The 12,639-nt window shown below is 67.8% G+C and carries 12 protein-coding genes; 2 read left to right on the top strand and 10 right to left on the bottom strand.

Features of this window, described 5'->3' with window-relative positions; all coding sequences use genetic code 11:
* Window positions 1-26 precede the first annotated feature (26 nt).
* From ACFVWD_RS25645 to ACFVWD_RS25620, 6 genes are all read right to left on the bottom strand, one after another.
* Window positions 27-278: a hypothetical protein gene (locus tag ACFVWD_RS25645; RefSeq protein WP_389599280.1), complete on the bottom strand. Its 252-nt coding sequence runs from the start codon at window positions 276-278 to the stop codon at window positions 27-29.
* The gene (locus tag ACFVWD_RS25640) at window positions 266-1,048 is read right to left on the bottom strand and encodes a hypothetical protein (protein ID WP_389599278.1); all 783 of its coding nucleotides are present in this window, start codon (window positions 1,046-1,048) and stop codon (window positions 266-268) included. Before ACFVWD_RS25640 ends, ACFVWD_RS25645 begins: the two co-directional genes overlap by 13 nt.
* Window positions 1,049-1,164: 116 nt before the next feature.
* Window positions 1,165-2,106 (bottom strand): fumarylacetoacetate hydrolase family protein, encoded by a 942-nt coding sequence (locus tag ACFVWD_RS25635; RefSeq protein WP_389599276.1) that lies wholly within the window; start codon window positions 2,104-2,106, stop codon window positions 1,165-1,167.
* Window positions 2,107-2,225: 119 nt separating this feature from the next.
* Window positions 2,226-2,903, bottom strand: a complete 678-nt coding sequence (locus ACFVWD_RS25630; protein WP_389599274.1) for a response regulator — start codon at window positions 2,901-2,903, stop codon at window positions 2,226-2,228.
* Window positions 2,900-4,123: a sensor histidine kinase gene (locus tag ACFVWD_RS25625; RefSeq protein ID WP_389599272.1), complete on the bottom strand. Its 1,224-nt coding sequence runs from the start codon at window positions 4,121-4,123 to the stop codon at window positions 2,900-2,902. The genes ACFVWD_RS25630 and ACFVWD_RS25625 overlap by 4 nt, the downstream gene beginning before the upstream one ends.
* Window positions 4,124-4,249: 126 nt before the next feature.
* Window positions 4,250-6,487, bottom strand: coding sequence for an MMPL family transporter (locus ACFVWD_RS25620; protein WP_389599270.1), 2,238 nt, complete (start codon window positions 6,485-6,487; stop codon window positions 4,250-4,252).
* Window positions 6,488-6,996: 509 nt separating this feature from the next.
* Between ACFVWD_RS25620 and ACFVWD_RS25615 the strand changes: the two genes are divergently transcribed.
* Window positions 6,997-7,590: a carboxymuconolactone decarboxylase family protein gene (locus ACFVWD_RS25615; RefSeq protein WP_389599269.1), complete on the top strand. Its 594-nt coding sequence runs from the start codon at window positions 6,997-6,999 to the stop codon at window positions 7,588-7,590.
* A 2-nt stretch (window positions 7,591-7,592) separates the two neighbouring features.
* Window positions 7,593-8,747, top strand: coding sequence for an acyl-CoA dehydrogenase family protein (locus ACFVWD_RS25610; RefSeq protein WP_389599385.1), 1,155 nt, complete (start codon window positions 7,593-7,595; stop codon window positions 8,745-8,747).
* Window positions 8,748-8,868: 121 nt separating this feature from the next.
* Here ACFVWD_RS25610 and ACFVWD_RS25605 read toward each other — a convergent pair whose 3' ends face one another.
* From ACFVWD_RS25605 to ACFVWD_RS25590, 4 genes are all read right to left on the bottom strand, one after another.
* Window positions 8,869-9,468 carry a TetR/AcrR family transcriptional regulator gene (locus tag ACFVWD_RS25605; protein WP_389599267.1) on the bottom strand — a complete coding sequence of 200 codons (600 nt, stop codon included), beginning with the start codon at window positions 9,466-9,468 and terminating at the stop codon, window positions 8,869-8,871.
* A gap of 93 nt (window positions 9,469-9,561) precedes the next feature.
* The gene (locus tag ACFVWD_RS25600; RefSeq protein WP_389599265.1) at window positions 9,562-10,413 is read right to left on the bottom strand and encodes a hypothetical protein; all 852 of its coding nucleotides are present in this window, start codon (window positions 10,411-10,413) and stop codon (window positions 9,562-9,564) included.
* 19 nt (window positions 10,414-10,432) lie between these two features.
* Window positions 10,433-11,365 (bottom strand): amidohydrolase family protein, encoded by a 933-nt coding sequence (locus ACFVWD_RS25595; protein ID WP_389599263.1) that lies wholly within the window; start codon window positions 11,363-11,365, stop codon window positions 10,433-10,435.
* Window positions 11,362-12,246, bottom strand: a complete 885-nt coding sequence (locus tag ACFVWD_RS25590; RefSeq protein ID WP_389599261.1) for a fumarylacetoacetate hydrolase family protein — start codon at window positions 12,244-12,246, stop codon at window positions 11,362-11,364. The genes ACFVWD_RS25595 and ACFVWD_RS25590 overlap by 4 nt, the downstream gene beginning before the upstream one ends.
* Window positions 12,247-12,639 lie beyond the last annotated feature (393 nt).

The raw sequence follows: 12,639 nt of genomic DNA, 5'->3' as shown, positions 1-12,639 counted from the left end.
TGTCTCCGGGCTCTCCGGGCAACTGGTCAGTGGTCGAAGTGCACCGGCAGCGGGACGGCCAGTCCTGCCGCCACCGCCTTGTCCAGTACGATCCCAGCCGTCACCACGTCCTGGAGGCCACCGCCGACCGACTTGAACATCCGGATTCCGGCCCGGTCCACGGCCGTCTGTGCCTCGCCGCTCATGAGGTCGTGCAGTGAGACGCACTTGTCCCGGAAGGAGACACCGGCCTCGGTGGCGGCGATCAGGTCGCCGGTCTCCTCCGTCACCTCGGCCACGTCGTCGCAGACGATGAGGTCACAGCGTTCGATGACACTGCGTCCAGCTCACGCTGGTGCGGGGCGGTCGAGCCGATGGAGACCACTGTCGTGCCGGGACGCAGGTCGTCGCCGAACAGGATCGGCTTCTCGCCCCGGGAGCGTGCGGCCGTGAGGATGACGTCCGCGCTTTCGCGGAAGTACTCCCGGGCCGCCTCCGCGCTCTCCGCCGCGACACAGGGGATACCGAGTTCCTCGGTCATCGTCCGCGCGAACGCGGCGCGGCGTTCCGGGGTCGGGCTGTGGACCGTGATCTCGCTGATCTTCCGAACCCTCGCGAAGGCCCGCACGTGCGTCGTGGCCTCGAAGCCGCTGCCGAGCACACCCAGACGGAAGGGCCCGGGGCCGGCGAGACGGTCCAGGGCCGCCGCGGAGGTTGCCGCCGTCCGGTACCCGGTGATGAACTTGCCGTCGACGAACGCCTCGATCTCGCTCTTCTCGCGGTCGAACAGGACGATGACGTAGCCGGCGCCCTTGAACCCACCTCCGCCGGGCTGGAAGGTGACACCCATCATCTTGGCGCCGAAGTACCGTGAGCCCGCGGGTGCGGCGGGCAGTACCCGGAAATCCAGCCCTTCGCCGCGCACATTGGTCCGGGAGGGACTGTTCGCCTGCGTCACGGGGCCGGCGTAGGCGCGCTGCAGCGCCCTGATCGCCTCGTCCATGTCGAAGACGGTCTCCGCGGTCTGGTTCGACACGAAGTACGGCGCGTCGCCGACCTGTGCGTTCATCGTGCTTGCTCTCCTGACGCCGTTGATGAATTCAGAGAATGTCTGCTATTCCCGCCGTGAATCCGCTCGTGAATGGCTGGCACAAACAGCATGGGCGTACGCGGCGGTCGCGATTCTCAGGCCGGCTTCACGCAGCGGTTGCACTGCGCGCCCAGGCCGGTGATCTCGCCCTCGATGACGTCGCCGGGGACGAGCCAGCGGTTGCCGTGGTGGCCCGCGTTGCCGGCCGGTGAACCGGTCAACAGCAGGTCGCCGGGGCGCAGTTCCACGATGGTGGACGCGTAGGCGACGAGCTCCTCGACCCCGAAGATGATGTCGTCGACGCTCTCGTCCTGCATCACCTCGCCGTTGACCTTGAGGGTGATGCGCAGCTGCCGGTAGTCGTCGACGAACTCGCGCGGCACGAAGTAGGGGCCGGTGGGGAAGAACGCCGGCCGCACCTTGGAAGTCAGAAAGTCGGTCATCGGCCCCAGGGCCGGGCGCCTCATCACATCGCGGGTGCTGATGTCGTTGGAGATCGTGTAGCCGGCCACGTGGTCCAGCGCGTTCTCCTGCGCGATGTAGTGGCCGGCGCGGCCGATGACCACCGCGAGTTCGAGCTCCCAGTCGTGCTGCTCGCCCGGCCCCCACAGCACGACGTCGTCGGTGGCACCGCTCAGAGCGCTTGGGAGCCCGGCGAAGACGAACGCCCCGCCGTCCCGGCGTCCGCGCGCGAACTTCCGGCCCTCGGCGAGCAGTTCCTCGTCCGGTCGCTCGTCACCGCGGTTGCGCAGCATCGAGCGGTGCATCTGCTCCAGATGGGTGTAGTAGTTGGCGCCGCCGCACAGCACCTGGCCGGAGGCCACTGGGGGGAGCGGACGGAGGCCGTCGAGCGCCACGCCCTCGCCGGAGGGCGCCGCGGCCAGTTCGCGGAGCCGGCCCAGGGACGCGTCCCAGTCGTTCAGCATCGAGAGCGTGTCGCTGAACTCCGGCCGCAGGTCGTACACCCGACCTTCGACGACCAGACCGGGAAAAGGAACACCGTCCGCGGCGGAGAAAGTACCGAGTCCGAAAGTCATACACACACTCTGTTCGGCATCGGACCCGTATCCAAGCCCTCTAATGACGCACTGTATTAATCCGAGCTATTCATGGTTTCCATAGCGGCGAATTATTCGATGGGGGACGGTGTCCCGCCCTACTCGCGTGAGGCGCGGACCAGGCCGGACTGGTAGGCCCGCACCACGAGTTGGACCCGGTCCCGCACGTCGAGCTTCGCGATGGCGCGCTGGACGTGGCTGCGGACGGTCAGCGGGCTCACGTAGAGCTTCTGTCCGATCTCTTCGTTGGAGAGGCCCCCGGCCACCTCGGCGACCACCTCCCGCTCTCGCGCGGTGAGTTCGGGAAGCGCGTTCTCGCCGAGCGCGGTGGGCCCACTGGCCTCGGGCGGGGCAAGGAAGTTAGAGATCAGCGCCCGCGTCGCGGCGGGAGACAAGAGCGCGTCGCCGCCGGCCACCGTCCTGATGCCCGCGAAGAGTTCCTCCGGGCCGATGCCCTTGCCGAGGAACCCGGAGGCCCCCGCGCGGATGGCCTCGGCGACGTATTCGTCGGTCTCGAACGTGGTAAGGACGAGCACCTTCGTGAGGCGCAGCGCCTCGTCCGCGGTGATCTCGGCCGTTGCCGCGATCCCGTCGAGGACCGGCATACGGATGTCCATCACGACGACATCAGGGCGGGTGGCGCGGGCCATGTCGACGGCCTCTCTGCCGTTCGCGGCCACGCCCACGACCTCGAAATCCTCGCTGAGATCGATCAGGATGCGGAACGTACCGACGACGAGGGCCTGGTCGTCGGCGAGCAGTACGCGGATGGTCACTGGTGCGGTACCTCCTCGGGATTCGGATGCTGTGCCTTCTTGTGCATCGGAAGGCCGAGCCTGACGGTGAAGCCGCCCTCCTCCCTGGGTCCGGCCTGCAGCCGGCCACCGATGGACTGTGCGCGCTCGCGCATGCCGATCAGCCCGTAGCCGGAGACACGGTCAGGGCGGGATGCCGAGACGTCGGCGCGGCCGTCGTCGTCGACGCTGATGGTCACCCAGCTCGGGGTGTACGTCAGACGTACCGTGGCGCTGGCGGTTCCCGCGTGCTTGGTGACGTTGGTCAGTGCTTCCTGGATGACGCGGTAGGCCGTCAGGTCCACACCGGGCGACAGCGGCCGGGCTTCCCCTTCGGTGACGACGTGCACGCTCAGGCCCACACGCTCGAAGGATTCCAGCAGGTTCGGAAGCTGGGCGAGTCCGGGAGCCGGGTCTCGCGGCGAGTCGGTGTCGCCTTGCTGGCGCAGCAAACCGACGGTCGCCCGGAGTTCTCTCAGCGCTTCGTCGGTGGAGTCGACGAGGCTCGTCATCATCTCCGGCGCGCGCTCCGGATGGTGATGCATGAGGTACGTCGCCGTGCGGGCCTGCGTGGCGGCGAGCGCGATGTGATGAGCGACGACGTCGTGGAGATCACGGGCCATCCGCAGGCGTTCCTCGCTCACCCGGCGAAGGGCCTCCTCCTCGCGTGTGTGCTCGGCGAGCTCTGCCCGGGCCTCGGCGGCGGCGAGATACTCGGTGTTGCTGCGTACCGCGTCCCCGAGGGCTCCGGGCAGGAGCGTCCACGAGATCATCCCGACGATGACGAGCCCCCAGGGGGACTCGGGGTCGCGGGCCAGTGTGGCCGCGAGCAGGGTCACGGTCGCCGTGACCGCTCCGATGCGGGCCGTACGCCGATCGGTGCGAAGAGCGAGGAGGAAGAGCGCGACGAGACACGGCGCTTGCAGCAGGGGGTTGAGCTGGACGCCGGTGAGTGCCAGGACGAGCGCACACACCGTGGTGAGCCCTGCGGTGAGCCGCGGGTGATGGCGGTGCAGGAACAGGGACGCCGCCCCCAAGGCGACGATCACCACCACGTGCGTGGCGGGCACTCTCAGATGCGTGGGGCTCCCCGGGGGCAGGGCGCTCGCGATGACACCCAGGGCGAAGGTGGCCAGGGCCAGGGCGCTGTCCGCGGCGCGTGGGTGGCGGCGCGCTTTGTCGCGCCAGTCGCTGATCATCATGTCTCTCAGCCGTGTCCCTTGCTTGTTCCCTGTTCCACCAGCATCCCCGATGACGCGCGTGATGCGCGGCGGAGCGGTAGGCCGCCCCGTGAAGGGTGGCCTACCGCTCCGTACGCGAGCAGCCGGTCAGACGCGGCTGGGTTCGTGCTCGGACTCACCGAGCCCAGAGGCCAGCACGGTCTCGTGTGTCCGGTTCAGCTTCTCGCCCTCGACGTCCACGTTGGGCAGGATCTTCTGCAGCCAGCGCGGCAGCCACCAGGCCTTGTCCCCGAGGAGCGCGAGCAGGGCCGGGACGATGGTCATGCGGACGAGGAACGCGTCGAAGAAGACGGCTGCCGCGAGACCGAGCCCCATCATCTTGATCGTCGACTCGCTCATCCCGATGAACCCGGCGAAGACCGAGATCATGATCACAGCAGCGGCCACGACGACCTTGCCGCTGTGCCGGAAACCGGTGATGATCGCCTGTCCGGGCCGCTCGCCGTGGACGTACGCCTCGCGCATGCGGGTGACGAGGAAGACCTCGTAGTCCATGGCCAGGCCGAAGACCACGCCGATCAGGAAGATCGGCATCATGCTGGAGATCGGTCCCACCGTCTCCACGCCGAGCAGGTCGGCGAGCCAGCCCCACTGGAAGACCGCCACGATCACGCCGAACGACGCGCACACCGACAGCAGGAAGCCGAGCGCCGCCTTCAGCGGAACGAGGACCGAGCGGAAGACCAGCATCAGGAGCAGGAAGGCCAGCCCGACGACGAGCGCGAGGTAGGGCAGGATCGAGCTGGTGACCTTGTCGGCCATGTCGATGTTGACAGCGGTATTGCCGCTGACCAGGATGTCCGCGCCGGTGTCGGACTTGATGCCGTCGGCCTCGTCCCGGATCGTGTGGACGAGATCCTTGGTCTCGGTGCTGGCGGGAGCGGTGGATGGGGTGACCGTGAGCACGGCCGTGTCGCCCTGCTTGTTGAACGCAGGCTGCGACACGCTGACGACGCCGTCCGTCGCCTTGAGGTCGTCGGCGATGGTCGTGGCCGCGGCCTTGGGACCGTCGGACCCCTTGGCGTCCACCACGACGGTCAGCGGGCCGTTGAAGCCGGGACCGAAGGCGTCGGACAGGGCGTCGTAGCCTCGGCGCTCGGTGGTCGACGTGGGCTTCGACTCATCGCCCGGGTTGCCCAGCTCCAGATCGAGCGCCGGTACCGCGCAGGTACCCAGAGCCAGCACACCGAACATGAGCACGCCCAGCGGGCGACGGATCACGAAGCGAGCCCAGCGCGTGCTCAGGGGCTCCTTCCCCGGCGTGTGGGCCCCGTGTCCGGGAGTCCTGCCCGCCTTGGCCTGCTTGCGCACAGACCGGGACATCACGGCCTTCGGGAAGAAGCCGATCAGCGCGGGCAGCAGCGTCAGGGCGATCAGCACCGCTACCAGGACCGTGAACGCCGCGGCGATACCCATCTTGGTGAGCATGCTCATACCGACGACGGACAGGCCGACGAGGGCGATGATCACGGTGAGGCCGGCGAACACCACGGCGGAACCCGCCGTACCGACGGCCCGCCCGGCTGCTTCCTCGGGATCTCGGCCCTCTGCTCGTTCGGATCGGTACCGGGAAAGGATGAACAGGGCGTAGTCGATGCCGACGGCCAGCCCGAGCATCAGCGCCAGCGTGGTGGTCGTGGACGAGAAGCCGATGGTGCTGGCGAGCGCCGTGATGATCGCGACACCCGTACCGATGCCGAGCAGCGCGGTGAGCAGCGACAACCCGGCTGCCACAACCGACGCGAAGGTGATCAGCAGGACCACAGCCGCGACGGCGACGCCGATCAGCTCGCTGCTGGAGGACATCTCCATCGACTGCAGGGCGTCGCCGCCGATCTCCACGGTCAGACCGGAGTCACGGGCGTCCTGCGCCGCGTCCTTGAGCGAGGAGGTCGTGGCGTCGGTGAGTTCGCTGTTCGCCTCCGTGTAGTTGATGGTGGCGTACGCGGTGGTGCCGTCCTTGCTCACGGCATGCGTCTTGAAGGGATCCAGGGCACTCGACACCTGGCTGCCGTCGGCGAGCTCGCTCACCGTGTGCTCGATCGCCGCCTTGTTGTCGGCGGCGGTGATCTTCTGCCCGTCAGGAGCGACGAAGACGAGCCGGGCCGTGGCCCCGTCGGAGCTGCCGCTGTCGGGGAAGCGCTCGTCCAGGAGGTCGAACGCCTTCTGGGACTCCGTCCCGGAAATGGACATGGAGTCCGTGGGCGCGGCCGGGGCCTTGGCCGCGCCGAATATGGCGACGGCGAGTACCGCCGCCCAGAGCAACACGAACCAGTGTCGTTTACGGAACGACACTCGGCCCAGTCGATAGAGATACGTGGCCACGACGGAGGCTCTCCAGTCTGAATCTCGGCGAGGGGCGACCCGGCGGCGCAAGGCACGGCAGGCCACCGGAGCAGCGGGGAAGCAGCGCGCCTCCGACGTGGAGGCGGGAAGCATGCGTCCATCCTTCGTGGCGTGACCCCTCATCGGCGTCGTCGCCCGGCACGCAATCGCGCCTACTGCCGATGAAGGAGATCCGGTCTCGTCCGGCGAGGTCCACGTAGTCCGTGAGAACGACACGGTCGGGTGGGGCGCCCTTTCCTCGCATGAACAACGCGCATGTCTGGCATGACCGCTCCCCATTACCGGAACCCTCCTGCCGCGATGGAGAATCGGAACGGTCTTCAGGATCGGCCGGCTCGGGCCGGGACATCGCTTGCCGATGCACGAACGCTCTCGGTCCATCACGGCATCGCCCTCGACGGCAGGGAACTCGCGCCGCCCCCTCACGCTGCCCTAGCCGGACCAGGCCTGATCTGACCTTTCACTGCCAGAGCCGAGAGGAGCCCACTGTGGCACGAGTGAAGTACCTCGACAGTGACGACATGGAGACACCAGAAGCGCAGGCCGCCTGGCACCGCCTGGAGACCGAGCGGCCGAAGCCCATAGGTGCTGTCTTCCGCCTCACCGCACACTCCCCGGCCGTGCTCGCCGCTTCCCTGACCTACGGGCAGGCGCTGCGCGCCGACACGGTGATCGAGGACAAGCTGCGTGAGCTGGCGATCCTGACGGTCGCGCACGCCACCGGAGTGGAGTACGCGATCGCGCACCACGCCGGTCCCGCCGTCCTGCACGGCGCGACCGAGGAGCAGATCGCGAGCATCCTGGACTTCGAGACCTCGGATGCCTTCGACGACCGCGAGCGCGCCGTGATCCGGCTCGCGTATGAGTCGACGGTCAACGTCCGTGTGTCGGGGGCGACTTGGAACGCGGCCGCCGAGTTCCTCAGCGAGCGGGAACTGGTCGAGCTGGTCCTCAACATCGCCTACTACAACAACGGCGCCCGCATCATGGCCGCGCTCGACGTCGAACTCGAGGAACCGTACAAGGTCGACCCGGTCGGCCAGTTCCTGAAGGACATCAAGGGCCGGACGGTGAAGTCGTGACCATGCCTACAGAGGCCGAACTCATCAGGCGGACCGAGGAATTGCTGCCGGTCATCGCCGAACGAGCCGCCAAGACCGAGGACGTGCGGCGCGTACCGGACGAGACGGTGCGTGACCTGAGGGACGCGGGACTCATCCGCGTCAGCAATCCGACCCGCTACGGCGGCTACGGCCTCGACATCGACACGACCTTCGAGATCGGCTGGCGGCTCGGCCAGGCCTGCGGTGCGACCAGCTGGTTCTACACCGTCTCCCAGAGCCACAACTGGTGGATGGGAACGGCCTCCGAGGCTGCGCAGGAGGAGTACTTCGCCTCGCCCGACGTGATCTCCTCGTCGGCGTACGCGCCCACCGGACAGACGAAGCGGGTCGACGACGGCTGGTGGATCTCCGGCCGATGGCCGTACTCCAGCGGCGTCGACCACGCCGACTGGGTCATGCTCGGCGCCCTCGACCTGGAATCGAAGAGCCTCTACGCCCTGATGGTGCCGCGCGCGGACGTGACGATCGACGACGACTGGCACGTCTCCGGTCTGAAGGGCACCGGCAGCAAGACGATCGTCATCGACGAGCCGGTGTTCGTACCCCGGCACAGGGACATGAAGGCTGGTGGCCCGCCCGACCTGAAGTGGCGGGACAAGCACGAGCGTGGCTCCTACGGCGTTCCCCAGTTCGAGGTGATGCCGGCCGTGCTGGCCACGCCGCTGATCGGCATCGCGCAAGGGGCGGTGACCGAGTTCGTGGACCGCACTCAGAAGCGGGTGATCAAGCGAGGTCCGAACAGCGTGTCGATGGCCGAGGACCCGGGAGGGCAGTTCCGCGTCGCCGAGTCGGCCGCCGAGTCGGACGCCGCACTCAACATCATCCGCACCGACCTGCGGGAACTCATCGCGCACGGAGCGGCGGGCGAGGCGCTGACACCTCTGGACCGGGCCCGTATCTGGCGCAACCAGTGCTACGCGGCGAAGCTCTCCGTCTCCGCCGTCAACCGTCTCTTCGACGCCTCCGGCGCGGGCGCGCTGTTCGCGTCGAGCGCCCTGGCGCGGATGCACCGGGACGTCAACGCGGGATCGCACCAGGCGGCCGTCCAGTGGGACGCGTCCGCGGCACGCTACGGCAAGGTCCGGCTCGGGGTCGAGAGCCCGGAGTTGTGGTAGCCGTCCACCAGTTCCTCATCGGGCCGCTGAGACAGCCCTCGGTGTGCCCGATGTGATACGGCCCTTGATGGTCGGCTATGCGGAGTCGACCATCAAGGGCAGCCCGCCGGGCTTTCAGGGCTCAGGAGTGCAGCAAGGCGGGCAGGATGACGTCGTCCACGAATTCCTCCAGGTAGCCGGCGTCCGCGGTGAGGCCCTCGAAGAAGGGACGCGCCACCAACGCGCTCCACACGAGGTGCGGAAGGAACTGCACCGCCCCCGGTCGCCCGGGCAGCTCCTGGCGCTGCATCGCACGATCGACAACCCCCGCGAGTTCCTTCCGCGCGGGCTCCAGCATGGACGCACGAAACGCCGCGGCGAGCTTGGCGTCGGTCAGCAAGGCGTGATGCAGCGCCGCGATAATGGTGGTGTCCTTGTCCGCCCGCGATCCCAACTGCTCAAACAACAGCAGGAGATCGCCGCGGAGGCTCCCCGTGTCGCCGCCGACTGAATCGGCCGGCCGCAGTGCCGCCACCGCGGCGGCCACCATCTGCGCCTTGCTGCCCCACTGGCGGTAGATGGTGGCCTTGCTGCAGTGTCCTCGCGAGGCGATGAGATCCATGGACAGCGCGCCGTATCCGACCTCACGCAGGACATCCAGCGTGACATCGAGGAGTTCGCTCGCGCGATCCGGCGTCATACGCGGACGGCGGACAGGGCTGCGCGCTTCTTGCTCGTGCATGCCAGAAGACCCCTCAATAAAAAAGTACGGTTCCGTACCATAATACGATGCAGAACGACGGCGCCCTCGTTGTAGAGGGCGCCGTCGAGGTGCTCAGGATGCGTCGGAGTTCTTGATGAAGCGTTCGAGAACTTCCTTGTGCCGTGGCGTGGCCTTTCTGACGGGGTAGTGGATGCACCACTCGAAGTAGCGGAAGTCCTTCGCGACACCCCAGCGGCACAGGGCGTCACCCTCGTTGTAGAACTTCGCCATCTCGACGGTCGGCGTGGCGAAGATGTGCAGTGCGTGCTTCCAGTCGCCGGTGGGCCCGCATCCCCAGGCCATGCCCATCGCCGCGATACCGCCCTGGCCGTGCATGTTGTAGGCGTGCAGTACGTCGAACAGGGGGCGTGCGGCTCGGTCCAGCCGCCAGGCGCGCAGCGGTTCGGTGTCGAAGTTGAAGCTGCCGAACGCCGCGACGAGCGTCTCGGGCGTGGTGATCGCGACCTCGAGTTCGAGCTCCTGCTCCGGGAGCGGCGGCACGAGAGGACCGGCCTTGTAGAGCGGAGCGTGGATGCGCCATTCGAAGAGCCACTCCCCGCCGATGCCGCCGTCCGTGAAGAGCGGATCGGCGTGTATCAGTTCACGGGCCTCTTCGAGGGTTTCGGTCCGATAGATGTACAGGATCTCGGTGAAGTCGGCCGAGGGGCCCGCCTCGTAGAACTTCTCGCCCAACCCGTGGTTGTACGCGAGGTGCTTGCGGTAAAGGGACTCGACTTCCTCAGGCAGGTCGATCCCCTTGTCGAACAGGGACCGCAGAGCCGCCGCGACGTCCTCGCGCACCTTCGCCGAGCAGGCGAAGAGCTTGTCGGGTGTCGGCTCGCTGGCCACCAGGCGCAGAGTTCTCAGCTCACCGGGCAGGAACGGCGGCTTGGTGTCCTCGGCCGTAGCCGTGTCATCAGACATCTCATTCCTCCATGGCGGTTCAGGCGGAAGCGGCGATGAGGGAGGCCAGCCGGGGCACGAGCACGGCGGCATTCGCGTCCAGTGCCGAGCGCGTGCCCTCGTCGAGGAAAGCAAGCCCCGGAGCCGGGTCGGCGCCCTCGTCCGGCAGGGGCAGGTTCGGCCAGTCGGTGCCGAAGACGATCCGGTCCGCCGGAGCCACCAGACGGGTCGTCCGGTAGGCGATCTCGTTGTTGGACAGACCCGTGTCGTAGTACAGCCGCGAAAGGTACGCCAGAGCACCGGCTGGCGCCTTGCGCGCGAGCTGCGGTTCGCGTACACCCAGCGAGGCGATCCTCTCCGCGAGGAACGGCGTGGCGCCCCCGCAGTGCGCGACCTGCCACCGGATCTGCGGGAAGCGTTCGAAGATCCCGTTGTAGATCAGGTTCGCCAGCACCCGCGTCGTGTCGAAGGTGAACTCGTACAGCCACGGCGGATGCTCCAGCGGCATCCCGCAGGCGGGAAGGGTCGGATGCAGGAAGACGTACGCCCCGCGGCGGTCCAGCTCCGCGTACAGGGGTTCCCAGCTCTCGTCGCCCGCATAGGTGCCCTGGTAGTTCGTCATCAGCAGTACGCCGTCCAGCTCCAGGACGTCGAGGCCGTGGGCGACCTCCGCGACCGTCGCGTCGACATCGGGGAGCGGCAGCACCGTCAGGCCGGCGAAGCGGGTCGAGTGCGAGCGCACGGTCTGTCCGAGCTCGTCGTTGATCATCCGCACCAGCTTGGCCGCCTGCGTGCCGTCCCCCGCATTCAGGCCCATGGCCATCGGGGACAGCACCGCTCCGTTGATCGCGTAGCGGTCCATCATGCCCAGAATCGCGTCGGCGGTGACCGATGGCGGCCGGGGCACACCCGCCGGAACGGGCGGAGCGGGCAGGGTCTGCGGGCTGATGTGTACGTGCGTGTCGATCCTCATGCCGGCTTCACGCAGCGGTTGCGCTGCATTCCCAGCCCGGTGATCTCACCCTCCATGACGTCGCCGGGCACGAGCCAGCGGTTGCCGTGGTGACCGGCGTTGCCGGCCGGGGAACCGGTCAGCAGCAGGTCGCCTGGGCGCAGTTCGACGATCGTGGACGCGTAGGCGACCAGCTCCTCGACCCCGAAGATGATGTCGTCGACGCTCTCGTCCTGCATCACCTCGCCGTTGACCTTCAGCGTGATGCGCAGCTGCCGGTAGTCGGGCACGAACTCGCGCGGCACGAAGTACGGGCCGGTGGGGAAGAATGTCGGCCTGACCTTCGTCATCAGGTAGTCGGTCATCCCGACGTCGGGACGGCTCATCACGTCGCGGGTGCTGATGTCGTTGGAGATCGTGTAGCCGGCCACGTGGTCCAGCGCGTCCGTCACGTCGATGTCGCGGCCACCGCGGCCGATGATCACCGCGAGCTCGAGCTCCCAGTCGTGCTGTTCGCCCGGCCCCCACAGCACGACGTCGTCGGTGGCCCCGCTGACCGCGCTCGGGAGCGCGGCGAAGACGAACGCTTCGCCGTCCAGGCGGCTGCGCCCGAACTTCCGGCCCTCGGCGAAGAGTTCCTCGTCCGACCGTTGGTCGCCCTGCTTGCGCAGCAGCGCGGCGTGCAGCTGCTCCAGGTGGGTGTAGTAGTTGGCGCCGCCGCACAGCACCTGGCCGGAGGCTACCGGCGGGAGCGGGCGGAGGCTGTCGAGCGCCACGCCCTCCCCGGGCAGTGCGACGGCCAGCTCGCGGAGCCCGCCCAGCGAGGCGTCCCAGTCGTTCAGCATCGACAGCGTGTCGCTGAACTCAGGCCGCAGGTCGTACACCCGACCGTCGACGACCAAACCGGGAAATGGAACACCGTCCGCAGCGGAGAAAGTACCGAGTCCGAAAGTCATAAACATACCCTTCTTTGCGTCGGGCCCACATGTAAACCTTCGCGAAATTCGTCATTGCACTACCAGGCCCGGTGTGCCGAGTTCTGGGAACGACGGCGCTTTCCCGGAATTCCGCTCTTCTCGTCGACGAAAGATAGCAAGGAATGGAGAGGCGAAGAGGTTCGGAAAAAGCACGCTCATCCATCTCTGACATGACCAGCGGTAATGATCGGCGCCTCGTTGGAGCAGGCGTCAGGCCGCAACGAGGGCGAGGGGTGGTAGAGAGCGGGCGAGCTCAGGTGCTCGCCCTGCTCGCGAGGGCCTGACGTTACGCCGACTTTATAGTACGGTAACGTACCT

Origin of the sequence: Streptomyces sp. NPDC058086 (genome assembly GCF_042885015.1) — a bacterium.
Lineage (GTDB): Bacteria > Actinomycetota > Actinomycetes > Streptomycetales > Streptomycetaceae > Streptomyces.
Note: the sequence above shows the minus strand (reverse complement) of the source record. Positions and strands in the feature narration are given on the sequence as shown.